Origin of the sequence: Nocardia sp. NPDC059764, assembly GCF_042732555.1 — a bacterium.
In the GTDB taxonomy this organism is placed as follows: domain Bacteria; phylum Actinomycetota; class Actinomycetes; order Mycobacteriales; family Mycobacteriaceae; genus Nocardia.
Window position 1 is genome coordinate 40,230 of sequence record NZ_JBHWHH010000008.1, and the last position, 16,465, is coordinate 56,694.

General features: G+C 68.9%; 18 protein-coding genes. 9 read left to right on the top strand and 9 right to left on the bottom strand.

Translation table 11 applies throughout. From position 1 onward, the window contains the following. The first annotated feature begins 31 nt into the window (after positions 1-31). The 6 genes from ACFV4K_RS03010 to ACFV4K_RS03035 all read left to right on the top strand — a co-directional run bounded on the left by ACFV4K_RS03010 (position 32) and on the right by ACFV4K_RS03035 (position 4,179). Complete coding sequence (locus ACFV4K_RS03010) at positions 32-799, top strand: DivIVA domain-containing protein (protein ID WP_379271622.1); 768 nt, start codon at positions 32-34, stop codon at positions 797-799. 106 nt (positions 800-905) lie between these two features. Further along, positions 906-1,565, top strand: a complete 660-nt coding sequence (locus ACFV4K_RS03015) for a YceD family protein (protein ID WP_379271623.1) — start codon at positions 906-908, stop codon at positions 1,563-1,565. Positions 1,566-1,567: 2 nt separating this feature from the next. Then, positions 1,568-1,750, top strand: a complete 183-nt coding sequence (rpmF, locus tag ACFV4K_RS03020; RefSeq protein ID WP_033088742.1) for a 50S ribosomal protein L32 — start codon at positions 1,568-1,570, stop codon at positions 1,748-1,750. A gap of 17 nt (positions 1,751-1,767) precedes the next feature. After that, a complete protein-coding gene (gene rnc, locus ACFV4K_RS03025) occupies positions 1,768-2,538 on the top strand; it encodes a ribonuclease III (RefSeq protein WP_379271625.1) in 771 nt (256 codons plus the stop codon). After that, positions 2,539-3,396, top strand: coding sequence for a bifunctional DNA-formamidopyrimidine glycosylase/DNA-(apurinic or apyrimidinic site) lyase (mutM, locus tag ACFV4K_RS03030; protein WP_379271627.1), 858 nt, complete (start codon positions 2,539-2,541; stop codon positions 3,394-3,396). A 201-nt stretch (positions 3,397-3,597) separates the two neighbouring features. After that, the gene (locus ACFV4K_RS03035; RefSeq protein WP_379271629.1) at positions 3,598-4,179 is read left to right on the top strand and encodes a dihydrofolate reductase family protein; all 582 of its coding nucleotides are present in this window, start codon (positions 3,598-3,600) and stop codon (positions 4,177-4,179) included. A gap of 23 nt (positions 4,180-4,202) precedes the next feature. Here ACFV4K_RS03035 and ACFV4K_RS03040 read toward each other — a convergent pair whose 3' ends face one another. From ACFV4K_RS03040 to ACFV4K_RS03065, 6 genes are all read right to left on the bottom strand, one after another. Then, positions 4,203-4,655, bottom strand: coding sequence for a DUF350 domain-containing protein (locus ACFV4K_RS03040; RefSeq protein ID WP_379271631.1), 453 nt, complete (start codon positions 4,653-4,655; stop codon positions 4,203-4,205). 21 nt (positions 4,656-4,676) lie between these two features. Next, the gene (locus ACFV4K_RS03045; protein ID WP_379271633.1) at positions 4,677-5,840 is read right to left on the bottom strand and encodes a glutathionylspermidine synthase family protein; all 1,164 of its coding nucleotides are present in this window, start codon (positions 5,838-5,840) and stop codon (positions 4,677-4,679) included. After that, positions 5,840-7,009 (bottom strand): hypothetical protein, encoded by a 1,170-nt coding sequence (locus tag ACFV4K_RS03050; protein ID WP_379271635.1) that lies wholly within the window; start codon positions 7,007-7,009, stop codon positions 5,840-5,842. The genes ACFV4K_RS03045 and ACFV4K_RS03050 overlap by 1 nt, the downstream gene beginning before the upstream one ends. Positions 7,010-7,036: 27 nt before the next feature. Next, positions 7,037-7,318, bottom strand: a complete 282-nt coding sequence (locus ACFV4K_RS03055) for an acylphosphatase (RefSeq protein WP_379271637.1) — start codon at positions 7,316-7,318, stop codon at positions 7,037-7,039. After that, on the bottom strand, positions 7,315-7,779 hold the full coding sequence (locus ACFV4K_RS03060; protein ID WP_379271639.1) for an OsmC family protein: 465 nt from the start codon (positions 7,777-7,779) through the stop codon (positions 7,315-7,317). The genes ACFV4K_RS03055 and ACFV4K_RS03060 overlap by 4 nt, the downstream gene beginning before the upstream one ends. 70 nt (positions 7,780-7,849) lie before the next feature. Next, positions 7,850-8,509 (bottom strand): HAD family hydrolase, encoded by a 660-nt coding sequence (locus ACFV4K_RS03065; protein ID WP_379271640.1) that lies wholly within the window; start codon positions 8,507-8,509, stop codon positions 7,850-7,852. A gap of 128 nt (positions 8,510-8,637) precedes the next feature. Between ACFV4K_RS03065 and ACFV4K_RS03070 the strand changes: the two genes are divergently transcribed. Next, positions 8,638-9,831, top strand: coding sequence for a cytochrome P450 (locus tag ACFV4K_RS03070; RefSeq protein WP_379271642.1), 1,194 nt, complete (start codon positions 8,638-8,640; stop codon positions 9,829-9,831). A gap of 216 nt (positions 9,832-10,047) precedes the next feature. Here ACFV4K_RS03070 and ACFV4K_RS03075 read toward each other — a convergent pair whose 3' ends face one another. Genes ACFV4K_RS03075 through ACFV4K_RS03085 form a run of 3 tightly spaced genes read right to left on the bottom strand, consistent with a single transcriptional unit; the run spans position 10,048 to position 13,411 of the window. Continuing rightward, entirely contained in the window at positions 10,048-10,749 is a 702-nt protein-coding gene (locus ACFV4K_RS03075; protein WP_379271644.1) for a response regulator, read from the bottom strand. After that, entirely contained in the window at positions 10,746-13,262 is a 2,517-nt protein-coding gene (locus ACFV4K_RS03080) for an ATP-binding protein (RefSeq protein WP_379271646.1), read from the bottom strand. The genes ACFV4K_RS03075 and ACFV4K_RS03080 overlap by 4 nt, the downstream gene beginning before the upstream one ends. After that, positions 13,259-13,411 (bottom strand): hypothetical protein, encoded by a 153-nt coding sequence (locus tag ACFV4K_RS03085; protein ID WP_379271648.1) that lies wholly within the window; start codon positions 13,409-13,411, stop codon positions 13,259-13,261. Before ACFV4K_RS03085 ends, ACFV4K_RS03080 begins: the two co-directional genes overlap by 4 nt. 277 nt (positions 13,412-13,688) lie before the next feature. On the opposite strand from ACFV4K_RS03085, the gene ACFV4K_RS03090 reads away from it, so the two are divergent. After that, a complete protein-coding gene (locus ACFV4K_RS03090; protein WP_379271650.1) occupies positions 13,689-14,303 on the top strand; it encodes a hypothetical protein in 615 nt (204 codons plus the stop codon). Positions 14,304-14,401: 98 nt separating this feature from the next. Beyond that, positions 14,402-16,162 carry a protein kinase gene (locus ACFV4K_RS03095; protein WP_379271652.1) on the top strand — a complete coding sequence of 587 codons (1,761 nt, stop codon included), beginning with the start codon at positions 14,402-14,404 and terminating at the stop codon, positions 16,160-16,162. The last annotated feature ends 303 nt before the right edge of the window (positions 16,163-16,465 follow it).

Consider the following 16,465-nt stretch of genomic DNA (forward strand, 5'->3'; position numbering starts at 1 on the left):
CGTGAGTCCTGGCAGGAGAGTGGGGTAGCACATGTACCGGGTATTCGAAGCGCTCGACGAACTGGTGGCCATCATCGAAGAGGCCCGCGGCATCCCGCCGACCCGAAACTGCATCGTGCCGCGCGGCGAGGTGCTGGAGCTACTCGATGACGTTCGCGAGGCGCTGCCCGGCGAGCTCGACGACGCCCAGGACGTGCTCGATCACCGCGACAAGATCGTCACCGACGCCCGCACCGGCGCCGAGACCACGGTCAAGACCGCCAACGACCAGGCCCACCACACCGTGTCCTCCGCCCGCGAGGAGGCCGACCGCATCCTGGCCGACGCCAAGGCGCACGCCGACCGCATGGTCGCCGAGGCCCGCGCCCACGCCGACCACCTGGTCGCCTCGGCCGAGGAGGAGGCCGAGCGCACGGTGTCCGACGGTCAGAAGGAGTACGACTCCCTCACCGGTCGCGCCCGCGCCGAGGCCGACCGGCTCGCGGCCGCCGGTCAGGCCTCCTACGACCGCTCGGTCGCCGAGGGCAAGGCCGAGCAGGATCGCCTGGTCTCCCAGACCGAGGTGGTCCGCGCCGCCCACACCGAATCGGCCCGGCTCATCGACACCGCCCAGGCCGACTCCGACCGCCTGCGCTCCGAATGCGACGACTACGTCGACGGCAAGCTCGCCGACTTCGAGGAGACCCTGCACAACACCCTGCGCATCATCGGCCGCGGCCGCCACCAGGTGCGTTCGGACTCGTCCGTGCCGGACTACGCCTCCGAGTTCCGCACCGAGTCGCCCGGCTTCCGTCGCTGATAGACGGCCCGATCGCCCCGCTTCGGCCCATTTGGGCCGCGAGCGGGGCTTTCGGTATTGTGGGGTGGTTGCCCATTCCCAGCCAGTGCGAAGGTGAGTTCAGAAGATGTCGGCCGATTCCGGTAATGGTTCGCGTCATCGTCACAAGTTGACGGACGCGGGCTTCGTGCTGGACGTACGCAGTCTCGGACGCGCCCCCGGATCCATGCGCGAGCTGCGCCGCACCGTGACGATCGCGGAGAAGATCGGCCTCGATCTCGTCGCGATCCCGGCCGGCGCCGACGTCGAGCTGGATCTCACGCTGCAGTCGGTGTCCGAGGGCGTCCTCGTCACCGGCACGGTCACCGCTCCCGTCGAGGGCGAATGCTCGCGGTGCCTCGACTCGTTCACCGACGAGCTCGAACTGCACCTCACCGAGTTGTTCGCCTACCCGGACAGCGCGACCGAGCAGACCACCGAGGAAGACGAGATCCCGCGTCTGGTGGACGATTTCATCGACCTCGAGCCGGTGATCGTCGACGGTGCCGGCATGGAGCTGCCGCTGCAGCCGCTGTGCGAGCCGGACTGTGCGGGTTTGTGCCCGGAATGCGGCGTCAAGATGGCGATTGCGGGTTCCGGCCACGGTCATGAGATACTTGACCCTCGCTGGGCCGGGCTCGCGAATTTCACCGCTGAGTCCACCGATGCAGACACTGCGTCGGACCCATCAACCGATTCCACCCTTGCGGGACACAACGGTGCCGCAAGTAAGACAGAGGAGAGCTAGTCGTGGCCGTTCCGAAGCGCCGGATGTCCCGTGCCAACACCCACGCGCGTCGCAGCCAGTGGAAGGCCACCGCGCCGACCCTGATCACCTGCCCGAACCGCGCCTGCGGTCAGCAGACCCTGCCGCACATCGCGTGCCCGAGCTGCGGCACCTACAAGGGCCGTCAGGTCACCTCCGCGATCTGATTCGCGTATAGCCCACTGTGACCGCCAGCAAGGACGCGGCGGATATTCCCGCCGTAGGTGATGCCGCCGACCATGCCAGCCTGCTCGAGGCGCTCGGCGTAGACGTACAGCCGGAGCTGTTGCGCCTCGCGCTCACGCACCGGTCGTACGCCTACGAGAACGGTGGCCTGCCGACCAACGAGCGCCTGGAATTCCTGGGCGATTCGGTGCTCGGCCTGAGCATTACCGAGCGCCTGTATCTGGAGCACCCGGACAAGTCCGAGGGCGAACTGGCGAAGCTGCGTGCGAGCGTTGTCAACATGCACGCGCTCGCCGAGGTCGCTCGCGGGCTGGGCGCCGGCGGTCTCGGCCGCCACCTGCTGCTCGGTAAGGGCGAGGAGCTCACCGGCGGCCGGGACAAGCCCAGCATTCTCGCCGATGGCATGGAGTCGTTGCTGGGTGCGGTGCACCTGCAGTACGGCATCGATGTCGCGCGGGAAGTGGTGCTGCGCCTGTTCGCCGCTCTGCTCGAGCGCGGTCCCCGCATGGGGGCCGGGCTCGACTGGAAGACGAGCCTGCAGGAGCTGACCGCCGAGCGCGGCATCGGCGTGCCCAGTTACGAGATCACCTCCACCGGACCCGACCACGACAAGGAGTTCACCGCCACCGCGGTGATCGGCGGGAAGGGTTACGGCCAGGGGGTGGGCCGCTCCAAGAAGGAAGCGGAACAGAAGGCCGCGGGCGCGGCCTACCGGTCGTTGAATGCCGATAACGCGCCCGAGGGTTCGGCCGACGGCTCGCAGAGCTAGATGCCCGAACTTCCCGAGGTCGAAGTCGTCCGGCGCGGACTCACCGAGCATGTGGTGGGCCGCGTCCTGGACAGCGTCACCGTCAAGCACCCGCGTTCGGTGCGGCGGCACGCGTTCGGTGGGGACGACCTCGCCGCCCGGTTGACCGGTCTGCGTGTGGAAGCCGCGCACCGGCGGGGCAAATTCCTGTGGCTCACCTTCGACGAGCCCGACACCTCCCTGGTCGTGCACCTCGGCATGTCCGGGCAGATGCTGGTCCAGCCCGCGTCCGCGCCGCTCGAGAAGCACGCGCACATCATCGCCACCCTCGACGACGGCCATGAACTCCGTTTCGTCGACCAGCGCACCTTCGGCGGCTGGCAGCTCTCCGACCTGGTCGAGGTGGACGGCACCCGGGTTCCGGAATCCGCGGCCCACATCGCCCGCGACCCCCTGGACGAGCGTTTCGACGCCGATGCCGTGGTGAAGACCTTGCGCGGCAAGCAATCCGAGATCAAGCGCCTGCTGCTGGACCAGACCGTGGTCTCCGGCGTCGGCAACATCTACGCCGATGAGGCGTTGTGGCGAGCCGAGATCCACGGCGAGCGTCCCGCCGCCAAGCTGACCCGCCCCGCCCTGCACACTCTGCTCGCCGAGACCCGCACGGTCATGGACGAGGCCCTCCGCGCGGGCGGCACCTCCTTCGACGCCCTCTACGTCAACGTGAACGGCCAGTCCGGCTACTTCGAGCGCTCCCTCAACGCCTACGGCCGTGAGGACGAGCCCTGCCGCCGCTGTGGCGCCCTCATGCGCCGCGAGAAGTTCATGAACCGCTCCTCGTTCTCCTGCCCCCGCTGCCAGCCCCGCCCCCGCGGCTGAGGATCGTCGAGCGGACGAAGGGGAAAGTTCACGCAGCGTTCGATTAGCGTGAGAGGCCGCCGTCAAGGGCGCTGCCGCGCCTGAGACCAGCAGGTTTTCTTCCGAGCCGGGCAATCCGACTATCTCAGACCCGGCCTATCGCTCAGGTTCAGGCGCTACCTTTTCAGTAGCGGCACGCGTGGTGCCGGCTGGAGGAAACACATGCGCAAACTGACTTACTACGTCGCGGCCACCATCGACGGATTCATCGCCACCGATGACGGCTCGGTCGACTTCTTCCCGGTCGGGGGTGATCACGGGCCCGCGATCATGGCGCAGTATCCCGAGACGCTGCCGACCAAGGTTCGTCAGGTGCTCGGCGTCGACAAACCGTGCCAGAACTTCGACACCGTGATCATGGGCCGCAAGACCCACGACTTCGGCGTGCGGACCGGCACGTCCAGCCCGTACTCGCATCTGCGGCAGTTCGTGGTGTCCACGACGCTGCCGGAGAGCCCCGCGGCCGGGGTGGAGCTGATCTCGGAGGATCCGCTCACCCGGGTGCGGGAGCTCAAGCGGGAGAAGGGGCTCGGCATCTGGCTGTGCGGCGGCGGCGAGCTCGCCCAGACCCTGCTGCCGGAGATCGATCAGGTGTTCCTGAAGCTGTACCCGATCGTGCTGGGGCACGGGCGGCCGCTGTTCGGAACCGCCGGACGGCTGCCCGAACCGGCCAGGTTCCGGGTGCTCACCAGCCGGATCTTCGAGGACGGCGTGGCCTTCATCAAGTACAGCCGGGTCCGCTGACCGCCAGGCGATCCGCTGACCGGTCAGAGGATCGCGAACGCGACCACCAAGCCGATCGCGAACTGAGCGGCCGCCACCATCAGCGACTCGGTGCTGAATTCCGGCTTCTTCAGCAGCTCGCCGATATCGATGCCGATCACGAATTCGAGCACGCGCACCGAGATCACCTGGGCCACAATGCCGACCAGGCCGTAGACGGTGGCGGCCAGCAGCCCCTCGGACAGCTTGCCCGCCTGCGCGTAGATGGCCAGCACCACGATCAGCGCCATGCTGATCATGGCCGACGCGCTGATCACGACGGCGTTGGGCAGACCACGCGCCACCATGGCGCGCAGCGGGCCGGGGGTGGTCACGTCCACGGCCTGGAAGCCGATCAGCATGAGCGCCAGGCCGAGCAGGGCGTAGGCCAGGATGGCGCCTACGCCGCGGCCGAGTGAATGCCAATACCCGGCTTCGAGGGCGAGAGCGGTGGTCATCGGTGGTCCTCCGAGGTGTGGTTACTGCGGGATGCGGTGCGGGACGAAGGTGGAGCTGTCATCGGTGATGAGGCCGACGGTCTCCCGGATGCCCAGCCCCGCGGACGTGTCGCCCACGATCCAAGCACCGAGTACCGGTCGCATACCGTCGAATTCGGGCAGCGGGTCCAGCAACTGGTAGACGTAGCCCTCGTCGCCGTAGACCCCGCCGGTGGCGGTTTCCAGGCCCGCGCCGACGATGGTCATGTTCGCGCCCTCGCGGCCCAGTTTGGGCTTGCGAATGTACTCGGTGAGCTCGTGCGGATCGTCGAGGTAGGTGGGCAGCAGATTGGGGTGGCCCGGGTACATCTCCCACAGCACCGCCAGGATCGCCTTGTTCGACAGCAGCGTCTTCCACAGCGGTTCGATCCACATGGTTTCCGGCAGCGACTCCACCACGCGGCGGCCGAAGTCGTCGTCCAGGGCCCATTCCCACGGGTACAGCTTGAAGATGGCCTCGATCGGGGCCTCGGCCAGATCCACGAAACGGTCCAGCTCCGTGTCGAATCCGACCTCCTCGATGGGCAGGGCGATGGTGTCGAACCCGGCTTCGGCGGCGGTCTCCTGCATGTACGCGGTGGTGACGTTGTCCTCGCCGGAACCGTCCGAACCCGACCAGGTGAAGTGCAGCTGACTGCCCGGCAGGTTCTCGCGCAGCTCACCCCAGCGCTCGGCCAGCTTCTCGTGCAGGGAATTCCACTGATCGTCGTCGGGGTGGGTGTCGGTCAGCCAGTGCCACTGTACGATCGCCGCCTCCAGCAGGGAGGTGGGCGTATCGGCGTTGTACTCCAGCAGTTTCGCCGGGCCGCGGCCGTCGTAGCGCAGATCGAAGCGCCCGTAGACGTGCGGGTCGGAGCGGTGCCAGGACTTGGTGATGTGCTCCCAGCTCCATTGCGGCAGACCGAAATCGGCGAAACGCTCCATCAGGACGACCTGTTCGACCGCGTGCAGGCACATCGAGTGCAGCACCTCGACCTGCGCCTCCATGGCGAGGATCTCCTCCATGTCGAACTCGTAGTGCACCGATTCGTCCCAGTAGGGCCGCGGCTGACCGTCGGCGTACTGCCCGGGAGAGCCGTAGACCAGACCCTGACCCTCGATGATCCGCTGCCAGCCCGGCCGCGGAGTGCTGCGAACCCGCCGCACTAGGAACCTCCACCGATCTTCGCTCCGAGGCCGCCGCGCTGAATCGTGCTGCCGCTCTTGGTCTTCACTGTCGCGCCCTTGGGGGCCACCGTGGTGCCACCGGTGGGTGGGCGCCCGATGGTGGTGTTGCCGCCGTAGTAGTAGCGGTAGGAATGGCCCAGGTAGATGAAAGTGCTCGTGTGCGTTCCGGGGTGCCCGTCGGACGTGGCGCTCGAGCAGTAGTTGTCCGGGACCACGATCTCCTGGTTGTCGCGGTCGGCGGTCACGGTCTGCCCGTTGCCGATCGGCACGATCTCGCCCTTGTCGGCGACCACCGTGCAGGACGCGGTCACATCGGGTCCGCTCCACGCCGAGGCCACCAGGTAGCCGCCGCCGACCAGCGCCGCGATGCCCGCCACGGCGGCGCCGCCGATCAGAACCCGCTTCTTCTTGCGCTGCTTGGCTTCCGCGGCCTCCGCCTCGGCCTGCTGCTGCTCCTCGGCCCGTTTGCGCGCCTTCTCCCGGGCCCGCACCTCGGCCACCGTCGGCGGTCGTGGCTGTGTGATCCCCGCTTGCTGCGAGATGATGCTGCCGCGCCGGGGCGGTTCCGGAACCGCGGGCACCGGCGGGGCGTCGGGTTCCGGCGACGGCATCGGCAGGGTGAACGGCGGCTCGACGCCAGGCGGCGGGGTGACCGCGCCGAGCGGTGCGGCGCCGGGGCTGTCGAAAGCTCCCGCGCCGCCGTGGGATTCACCGGCGAGCGGATGCGGCGGGTGATGTTCGCCCGCATCGGGCGGGGTCGCGGATGCGCCGGAGAGTGGCAGCGTCGGCTGGCTCCCGCCGGGCTCCGGAGCGGGGAATCGGAGCGTCGGGGTGGGACCCGAAGGCTCGGAACCGGCCTCACCGGGCGAATCCGGCCTGGCTGCGGGCTCGTCGGTCGCAGCGTCCTGGTCGTCGTGGGGTCCGCTCGGCATGGGAACGGTCGGGTCGGAGGCCCGGCGTGCGCGAATGGTCGGCGCGTTGCGGTCGCTGCGCGGCGGGGTGGGAGCGTCCGGCGTCGGCTCGGCCGGATTGCCGGATTTGCCGGAATCGGCGGATTCGTTTGGCGGACTGGGGCGTTCGGACGGGTGTGCGGGGTCGGGGGTGGGACGGTCCGGGTTGTCCGGATCGCCGGGACGATCAGTGGCCATTCGTCGACTCCGTGGGCTCGCCGCGCGTTAGCGTTCTTCGAATCCTGTCATTCCGCCCACGGCGGGACCCCAGTCTTCCACCACCAGATTCACCCGACCCGGTGTTGTACCGGAACGTAACAGGTCGAGCAGCGATTCGCACTGATAGCGGGGTCCTTCGGCGATGACGTGCACGCGACCGTCGCGATGATTGCGGGCGTAACCGGTCAGACCCAGCTCCAGGGCGCGTGACCGGGTCCACCAGCGGAAGCCGACACCCTGGACCTGGCCGTGCACCCAGGCGCTGAGCCGGACCGGGGCATCGCTCATGCGTCGACGCGGAAGGTCAGGTTGACCGTGGTGCCCGCCTTCAGGGTGCGGCCGACCGTGCACACCTTGTCGATGGCGCGCTGCGCGGCGACCAGCAGCCGCTGCCGCGACTCCTCGTCGAGTTCGCTGAGGTCGAGCTCGACATCCTCGTTCAGCTCGGGGTAGAGCTCGTTCTCGCGGTCGGCGTCGCCGGAGACGTGGACGGTGGCGTCGAAGGTGTCGCCCAGGCGGCGCGCGAGGGTGAAGTCGGCGCTCAGGCCGGTGCAGCCGGCGAGCGCGATCTTCAGCAGCTCACCCGGGGTGAACGCGCCGGGGACACCCGCGGACGCGATCAATACCTCGCCGCCGCGGTTGTTGCGGCCGGTGTAGGCGCGGGTGCCGGTGCGTTCGGCCCACAGCTTGACCGGCTCGGCCGCCGGGTCGGTGGCGGGGGTTTGCGCTGCGGCGGTCTGTTCGGACATAGGTCAAATCCTCCCATTGGGTCACCCGGGGCGGCCATGTGGTCGCCGATCGTTCGGAACACCGAGGTGGTCAGCGGAATTCCGACACCAGTTCGGATGTGACCCGGGTCAGGTCGTCGGCGACGTAGGCGGCCGCGGCGAGGGCGTCGGCGGCGGGCGGATATTTGGGGTGCGGGACGGCGATCACCGTCATCCCGGCGGCGTGCGCGGCGCGCAGGCCGTTGCTGGAATCCTCGATCGCCACGCAGAAGCCAGGGGCCAGGCCGAGGCGGGCGGCGGCCTCGAGGTAGCCGTCGGGGGCGGGCTTGCCGCGCTCGACCTCCTCGGTGGACACCGTGGCCGCGAACAGGTCGGTGACGCCCATGTGGTCGAGCACCACGTCGATGAGCCGGCGCGGGGAGGAGCTGGCCAGGCCGAGGGTGTAGCTCGCGGCCAGGCGGCGCACGGTGGCGACGGCGTCGGGCATGAGCGGGAGGTGGTCGGCGTAGCGGGCGGCCATGCGGGAGATGACGTCCTCGGCGACCTCGTCGGGGGTGCGGCGGCCGTCGAGCAGGTCCTCGCTCAGGTACCGCGACCATTCCGCGGTGCTCATTCCCATGAACCGGTCCTGGGTGTCGGGCAGCCAGCGCCCGCGCAGCTCGTCGATATACTCGCGCCGCACCTCCTCCCAGATGGGTTCGGTGTCGATGAGCACACCGTCCATGTCGAACACGATCGCGGCAACAGACATGGCGTCCATGGTGGTTCATGGCCGTCCACTGACTGGGACCGCCCTCCGGAACCGCGCCGCCGGGTCGCGTCCGGGATTAGCGTCCGAAGCGAAACAGGCATACCCGCAAGTGAATACCGAGGTGGACCGTGGGCACGGTCAGCGACATCTATGACCCCGAGCTGTATGTGGCGGGACCGATTCACGAGATCTTCGCCGAGCTGCGGCGCACCGATCCCGTGCACTGGCAGGAGATGCCGGGCGAGCCCGGGTACTGGGCGATCCTCAAGCACGCGGACGTGGCGCACGTGGCCCGCAATCCGGAGTTGTTCTCCGCCGAGGTCGAGGGCGTGATCCTGGAGAACCAGCCGCCCGAACGGCTCGAGCAGACCCGCAACATGCTGCTCATGATGGATCCGCCGCGGCATACCGAATACCGCAAGCCGCTGGCCGAGCATTTCAAGGCGCGGGTGGTCGGCGATATGGAGGACCGGGTCCGCGAGCTCACCGCCGCCCTGCTCGACAGTGTCGACGGCGATGTGGAATTCGTGCACGACGTGGCGGGCGTGCTGCCCAGCCAGGTGGTCGGCGGGCTGTTCGGGATTCCGGCGGAGGACTGGCCGAGCTTGCGCCGCTGGGCCGAACAGTCGGTCAGCCAACAGGATCCGGATCTGGTCGGCGATTTCGACGTCACCGCCGAGCTCACCAATATGGCCATCTACGCCATCCAGTTCTCCATGGCGCGGCGCACCGAGCCGCCGAAGGAGGACCTGACCTCGCTCATCCTGGCCGGTACCTTCGGCGGGAACGCCATGTCGGACCTGGAGTTCGGCAGCTTCTTCACCCAGCTGGTGACCGCGGGCAACGACACCACCAAGACCATGCTGTCGTCGGGACTGCAACTGCTGATGCAGCACCCCGAGCAGCTGGCCGCGATGCGCGAGGACCCGTCGCTGATTCCCGGTGCGGTGGAGGAGATCCTGCGTTTCGCCAACCCGCTGCACTACTTCCGCCGCACCGCCACCGCCGACACCGAGATCCGCGGCGTCCCGATCAAGGCGGGCGAGAAGGTGGCCATGTGGTACACCTCGGCCAATCGCGACGAGGACGTGTTCGCCGATTCCGGCCGCTTCGACATCCGCCGCAACCCCAACCCGCACTTGTCCTTCGGTCTGGCCCAGCACTTCTGCCTGGGCGTGCACCTGGCGCGGCTGGAGGGCCGGGTGTTCTTCGAGGAGCTGCTGGCGCGCTTCCCGAAGCTGGAGCAGACCGGCGACGCCCGCCGCATCCGCTCGAACCTCAATAACGGCCTCAAGTCGTTGCCGGTGCGCATGACCCGGTGAGCGCCACGCCGCCGACGCGCTGAACACGTGGCATTCATCGCGAATGCCCGGCCACTGTTCGTGCGCCCATCACCGCGCGGACGCCGCCGTCACCCGCTCCGGCAAATCTGGCCGCACCCCGGGGAATTCGCCGCCGTGACCCGAACCCACGCCGGCCCTGCCGATCCCCGGGGCTGCGAACAGGATCAGGGAGCTCCCGGGGAGCTCCCTGATCTTCTAAGGCTGGAAGCGGTAGCCCATGCCCGCCTCGGTGAGCAGGTGCTTGGGCTGCGAGGGGTCGTCCTCGAGTTTGCGCCGGAGCTGGGCGAGATAGACACGCAGATAATGGGTTTCGGTGGCGTAGGACGGACCCCAGACCTCGCGCAGCAGTTCCCGGCGGCCGACCAGTTTGCCCTGGTGGCGGACCAGCATTTCCAGGACGCCCCATTCGGTGGGGGTCAGGTGGACGTCGCGGCCGTGGCGGGTGACCTTCTTGGCCGCCAGGTCGACGGTGAAGGAGGCGGTTTCGATGACCGGCTCCGGGGTGTCGGCGGTGACGGCCGAGCGGCGCACGGCCGCCCGTAGGCGGGCCAGCAGTTCGTCCATGCCGAACGGCTTGGTGACGTAGTCGTCGGCGCCCGCGTCGAGGGCCTCCACCTTGTCGGAGGAATCGGTGCGGGCCGACAGCACGATGACCGGGGTGGTGGTCCAGCCGCGCAGGCCGCCCAGCACGTCGATGCCGTCCATATCGGGCAGGCCGAGGTCGAGGATGATGACCTCGGGGTGCTTCTCGGCGGCGGCGCGCAGGGCGGCGGCGCCGGTGGAGGCGGTGGTCACCTCGTAGCCGCGGACCGACAGATTGATGCGCAGGGCGCGCAGGATCTGTGGTTCGTCGTCGACCACCAGCACTTTGATCGGCGCTGCCGCCGCGTCGGTCACCTGTTCTCCTCGGTCGTGTCCGTGGGTTCGTCGCCCCCGGGTAGATCTATCACCATGGTCAGGCCGCCACCCGGGGTGGGCTCGGCGTGCACCGTGCCGCCCATGGCGTCGACGAATCCGCGCACCACCGACAGGCCGAGGCCGACGCCGGTGGAGGTGTCGCGATCGCCGAGCCGCTGGAAGGGCTCGAAGAGCTGATCCTCCAGGCCGGTCGGTACGCCCGGACCGGTGTCCACCACCGTGATCGCCACCCGCGCGCCGACCTGCTCGGCCGCCACCCGCACCATCGAATCCCTGGGGGAGTACCGGGCGGCATTGTCGATCAGGTTGGCCAGGACCCGTTCCAGCAGACCGGAATCCGCGTACACCGCGATGGTGCCCACATCCACCTTGACCCGGTCCATCGTGGTGCGGCGCATGCCGCGGGTGCCCATCCCCATGAGCGCGTGATGCACCACCTCGTCGAGGTAGACCTTGCGCATCTGCGGCTTGATCACCCCGACCGCCAGGCGTGAGGAGTCCAGCAGATTGCCGACCAGGGCGGTCAGCTGATCCACCGATTCCTCGATGGTCTCCAGCAATTCGGCGGTGTCCTCGGGGGAGAACTCCACATCGTCGCTGCGCAGGCTCGACACCGCCGCCTTGGCCGCGGCCAGCGGGGTGCGCAGGTCGTGGCTGACCGCCGACAGCAGTGCGCGGCGCAGCTTGTCGGCCTCCATGACCGCCTGGGCGGCGCTGGCCTCGGCGCGCAGCTGTTTCTGCTGCACCAGTCCCGCCGCCTGATTCGCGACCGCGCCCAGCACCAGGCGGTCCCCGGAGGTCACGGCTCGTCCTCGCAAGAGCAGCCAATGCATGTCATCGCCCGCCTCCACAGCGGTCTCGGCGTCGCCGACCTTGGTCGGCGGCTGATCTCCCACCGACGCGATCACCTCGTCGTCGGTGACGAGGCTGACCGCGTCCTGGCCGTAAGTCTCCCGTGCGCGTTCCAGCAGCGCCTGCAGATCCGCGCCGTGCAGCACCGAGCCCGCGAACAGGGTCAGCAGCTCGGCCTGACGAGAAGCCTTGCGCGCCTCGAAGGTTCGCTTGGCCGCCACATCCACCAGCGCCGCCACCGCGACCGCCACCAGCAGCAACACCACGATGGTGAGGAAGTTGTCGAGCTGGTCGATGGTGAGGCTGTAGCGGGGCTGGGTGAAGAACCAGTTCAGCAGCACGCCGGAGAGCAAGGCGGACAACGCCGCCGGAGCGACGCCGCCCAGCAGCGCCACCGCGATGACGCCGATGAAGAACAGCGCGCTCTCGCCGCTGAGATCCAGCAGTTGGTCGAACCAGAAGTAGATGACCGCGCAGATCAGCGACGGCACGAGGACCGCCGCCGACCAGGAGCCCAGTTTGCGTTCGCCCCGGGTCAGCGCGGACCAGCGGAAGCCGCCCTTGTTGGATTCCTCATGAGTCACCATGTGGACGTCGATCTTGCCGGACTCCTGCACCACGGTGGCGCCGATGCCCTCGTCGATCATGCGCGCCCAGCGCGACCGCCTGGAGGTGCCCAGCACCAGCTGGGTGGCATTGACCTGCCGGGCGAAATCCAGCAGCGCGGTGGGGACGTCGTCGCCGGTGACGGTGTGCAATTCGGCGTCGAGTCCGGTGGCCAGGTCGCGCAGACGGTGGAGGCGTTGCGTCGATACTCCGGCCAGGCCGTCGCCGCGCACGATGTGCAGCACGATCAGCTCGGCGCTGGATTTGGCGGCGATGCGGCTGGCGCGCCGCACGATGGTCTCCGACTCCGGGCCGCCGGTCACCGCCACCACGACGCGTTCGCGCGCCTCCCAGGTGGTGGTGATCTGGTGGTCGGCACGGTATTTGGCGAGCGCGGCGTCGACCTGATCGGCGAGCCACAGCAGCGCGAGTTCGCGCAGCGCGGTCAGATTGCCGGGCCGGAAGTAGTTGCGCAGCGCGGCGTCCACCTTCTCGGCGGCGTACACGTTGCCGTGGGACATTCTGCGCCGCAGCGCTTCCGGGGTGATGTCGACCAACTCGACCTGGTCGGCGGCGCGAACCACCCAGTCCGGCACGGTTTCTCGCTGCACCACGCCGGTGATCTGCTCGACCACGTCGTTGAGGCTTTCGAGGTGCTGCACATTGACCGTGGACACCACATCGATGCCGGCGTCCAGTAGGTCCTGCACGTCCTGCCAGCGCTTCTCGTGCTTGCCGCCGGGAATGTTGGTGTGCGCCAGCTCGTCCACCAGCACCACCGCCGGCCGGCGGCGCAGGACGGCTTCCACGTCGAGCTCGGGCAGGATCGCGCCGCGGTACTCGACCAGCTTGGGTGGGATGCGCTCGATTCCGGCGAGCAGGTCGGCGGTCTTGCTGCGGCCGTGGGTCTCCACGACGGCGGCCACGACGTCGCGACCGCGCTCGAGCCGCCGATGGGCTTCGGCGAGCATCGAGTAGGTCTTGCCTACGCCGGGGGCGGCCCCGAGATAGATCCGTAGTTGACCGCGCTTCACTCGTCCATCATCGCGCGAGGTGCGCGGATGCCCTGCTGTGCCATGCGGACGGGTTCGCGGCGGGCTTCGGCGTTGGCCATCACGCGCAGTATGAGCGCGCAGCCGATGAACCCGAAGATCACCATCAGGGTGACGGCGACGTGCGGCACGGTGTCTCCTTGTATCTGTGCGGACGCGCCCGGGGCCGCGCGGGCGTGCGGGCGGGCTTCTCACTTCATACCTCCCGCGCTGGTCAAGTCACCGTTCCTGACGGTTTCTTTACGGCCGTGTCCCGTGTTGTTGACAGGATCCGCGCGGGGGACTTCGAGACAGGCCATGGCGTTCATCCGAAAGCAGCTACTGATCAGCTATCGTTCGTGACGCACGTGTCCATCACCGGTAGTCAGGGGAGCGTTTCCAAGTCGAATCCAGTGAGAGGGTGGTCGAATGGCTCGTCGGTATGGAGGATCCCGGACCCGCGCGTCGCGACGCGCCCTGGTGCCGATCGTCGGCGCGATACCACTGGCCGTCGCCGTGACCTGCTCCACCGCCACCGCCACCGCCGAGGCCGCGGCGCAACCCGCTGACCCGGCTCCCGCGCTCATCGAACAGCTTCAGCTCGTCCCGGCGCTGCCCGGCGTGCCGACGATTCCCGCCGCCATCCTCGACCCGGCGAAGACCGCCGCGGCCCCCATCGGCTACTCGGACAACGCGACCCAGCTCATCGTGAACAGTGGCGCCGCCGGTCTCATCATCGGCGCGGTCGCCGGGACGGTATCGGGCGCGGTGGTTGGGGCGGTACCGGGAGCGCTCATCGGGGCCGCGGTCGGTGCGGCCGTCGGCGGGGTCGCGGGTGGTCTCGCCATGGGTGTTCCGACCCTGGGAGTGGGTGCGCCCATCGGGATCGGGGGTGGCGCTCTCGCGGGGGCCGGCGTCGGCGCCGTGATCGGCGCCGTGCTCAGCGCGATCGTGGCCGGTGTCACCATCGGCGCCATCGGCGCGGCTGTCGGTTACGAGCTCGGCGCCGGCACCGGGATCGGCAACGCTCAGCAGGGCGGCTAGCGAGCGACCGGCCGCGTGGCCGGGGATCCGTGCGGCCGGAAAAGGCCAACCGGTACCAGATCTCGCGTAGGCAGTGTGGGAACCCTAAGCTGACGTCCGTGAATTCCGGGCGGTCAATGGTCGACGGGCGTTTCGAGTTGATCGAACCACTCGGCAGCGGTGGTATGGGCACGGTGTGGCGCGCGTACGACGTGGCCCTGCACCGCGAGGTGGCGCTGAAGGAAGTGAAGGCCGAGGGCGAGGCCACCGCAGCCGAGGTCCAGCGCGAACGTGTGCTGCGCGAAGCCCGCGCCCTGGCCCGCATCACCCACCCCAACGTGGTTGCCATCCACCACATCGTGGACACGCCCGCCGAGCAGCATCCGTGGATCGTCATGGAGCTCGTCGCGGGCGGCTCGCTCGCCGACCGGCTCGGCGACGGGCCCATGACGCCCGCGCACGCCGCCCTGGTCGGGCGCGGCATCCTCGCGGGTCTGCGCGCCGCCCACGCGGTGGGCGTCCTGCACCGCGATGTGAAACCGCCGAACGTGCTGCTGCGTACCGACGGTTCGCCCGTTCTCACCGATTTCGGCATCGCCGCCGTCAATGACCTGACGGGGCTCACCTCCACCGGCAGCGTCGTCGGGTCGCTGCCGTACGTCGCCCCCGAACGCCTCCAGGGCCACGAGGGCAACCCCGCCTCCGACCTCTGGTCCCTGGGTCTGGTGCTGTTCGCGGCCGTCGAGGGCTACCAGCCCATGCGCCGCGACACCGACGTCGCGACTCTCGCCGCCGTTCTCATGGGCTCGGTCCCGGCCCCGCGACAGGCCGGACCGCTCACCCCGGTCCTGCAAGCCCTCCTGGTCCCCAATCCGGGCCACCGCCCGCCCGCCGACCAGATCGACCGCATGCTCTCCCAGGTGATCGCCACCGGTGACACCGCCCCGGAACAGCTCGCGCACCACCAGTTCTCGGGCTCGCACGGCATGGTCACCTCCCCCCGGGACCTGACCCCGCCACCCCCGGCGTTCCAAACATTTCCGGCGACCCCGCAGCCCCAGGCCTACGCGACGGTGGCTCAGCCCCAGCCGTTCGCGACGGCGGCCCAGCCACAGCCGTTCCCGACGCCGCCGCCGGGGTTCGCGACGACCATCCCGCACCCGGGCGGCTACACCGCTCCGCAGGCGTTCGTTCCGATGCCGCCGAATCCCACACCCGTTGCGCCGCAACGCAATGCGCGCCCGTGGATCTTCGCCGGTGTCGCGGTCGGCCTGGCGGTCGCCGTGGCCGCCGCCATCGCCCTGTGGCCCTCGTCCGACAGCCAGGGCGGGTCGAGCCTGCCGCCCGGCCAGACCGATCCCACCGACATCATCCTGAGCAGCGGGGTCGCGCAGCCCACGATCATCGCGCCGACCACCGCCAAGGGCGCCCCCGCCGTCGATCTGCTGACTCCGGACGGAGTCCGCAAAGTCATCGCGGCACTGGAGAAGGTCACCGGCGGAAAGCAATTCACCGAAACCACCATCTATCCCGAACACGTGTCCTCCGGCGCCCCCGTCCCGAACGAGCCCAACCACTTCGACAAGTTCAGATACATCAACGGCGCCGCCGAGCGTGAGGGTGTCGGGGGCCAACTCTCCGGCCACAAGACAATCGACCTGAGCTCCATCAACTGGGATATCCTTCCCGGCCTCCTGGCCGAGGCTGCCCAGCAACTGAAGGTCCCCAACGCGACGACCCGCTACGTCGTCGTCGATAGCGACGGAACGTTCACGGATGGTCGGCAGGTGCTGCGCGTCTACCTTTCCACCGAGTACGGCGACGGCGGCTACGTCTCCGCGAGCCTGGACGGAACCATCCTCAGAGTGCTGGGGCGCTGACTCCTCGGGGCGGTTCGGTGGCCTGAGACCGCAGGTCCTGACGGTTTTTTGACGGAATCGGGCGGCTTGTCGACGACATCTGTGCGACGCGCGGGGCGACGCTGTAAGCGGAGCGTCAATGCGACCCCGTGGGACGCTAAGAAGGCGTAAAGGTCCTCGAATATGGCTTTATCGGGCGCTTGACTCACTCCGGCGCGTCTTGGGACGTGCCGTTCAGAGAGAGGTTCGAGAGATGTCCGTCGTGGTGTTCACGGTGCTGACAGTGGCGATTTTCGCCCTGTTCGGCTTGATCCAACGCGGGGT

Excerpts from the sequence above, each read along its gene's own strand:
- ACFV4K_RS03065 (WP_379271640.1), bottom strand. The coding sequence starts at position 8,509 with ATGTCTGTTGCCGCGATCGTGTTCGACATGGACGGTGTGCTCATCGAC.
- ACFV4K_RS03090 (WP_379271650.1), top strand. The coding sequence starts at position 13,689 with ATGGCTCGTCGGTATGGAGGATCCCGGACCCGCGCGTCGCGACGCGCC.
- ACFV4K_RS03060 (WP_379271639.1), bottom strand. The coding sequence starts at position 7,779 with ATGTCCGAACAGACCGCCGCAGCGCAAACCCCCGCCACCGACCCGGCG.
- ACFV4K_RS03055 (WP_379271637.1), bottom strand. The coding sequence starts at position 7,318 with ATGAGCGATGCCCCGGTCCGGCTCAGCGCCTGGGTGCACGGCCAGGTC.
- ACFV4K_RS03050 (WP_379271635.1), bottom strand. The coding sequence starts at position 7,009 with ATGGCCACTGATCGTCCCGGCGATCCGGACAACCCGGACCGTCCCACC.
- ACFV4K_RS03010 (WP_379271622.1), top strand. The coding sequence starts at position 32 with ATGTACCGGGTATTCGAAGCGCTCGACGAACTGGTGGCCATCATCGAA.
- ACFV4K_RS03040 (WP_379271631.1), bottom strand. The coding sequence starts at position 4,655 with ATGACCACCGCTCTCGCCCTCGAAGCCGGGTATTGGCATTCACTCGGC.
- ACFV4K_RS03035 (WP_379271629.1), top strand. The coding sequence starts at position 3,598 with ATGCGCAAACTGACTTACTACGTCGCGGCCACCATCGACGGATTCATC.
- mutM (WP_379271627.1), top strand. The coding sequence starts at position 2,539 with ATGCCCGAACTTCCCGAGGTCGAAGTCGTCCGGCGCGGACTCACCGAG.
- ACFV4K_RS03015 (WP_379271623.1), top strand. The coding sequence starts at position 906 with ATGTCGGCCGATTCCGGTAATGGTTCGCGTCATCGTCACAAGTTGACG.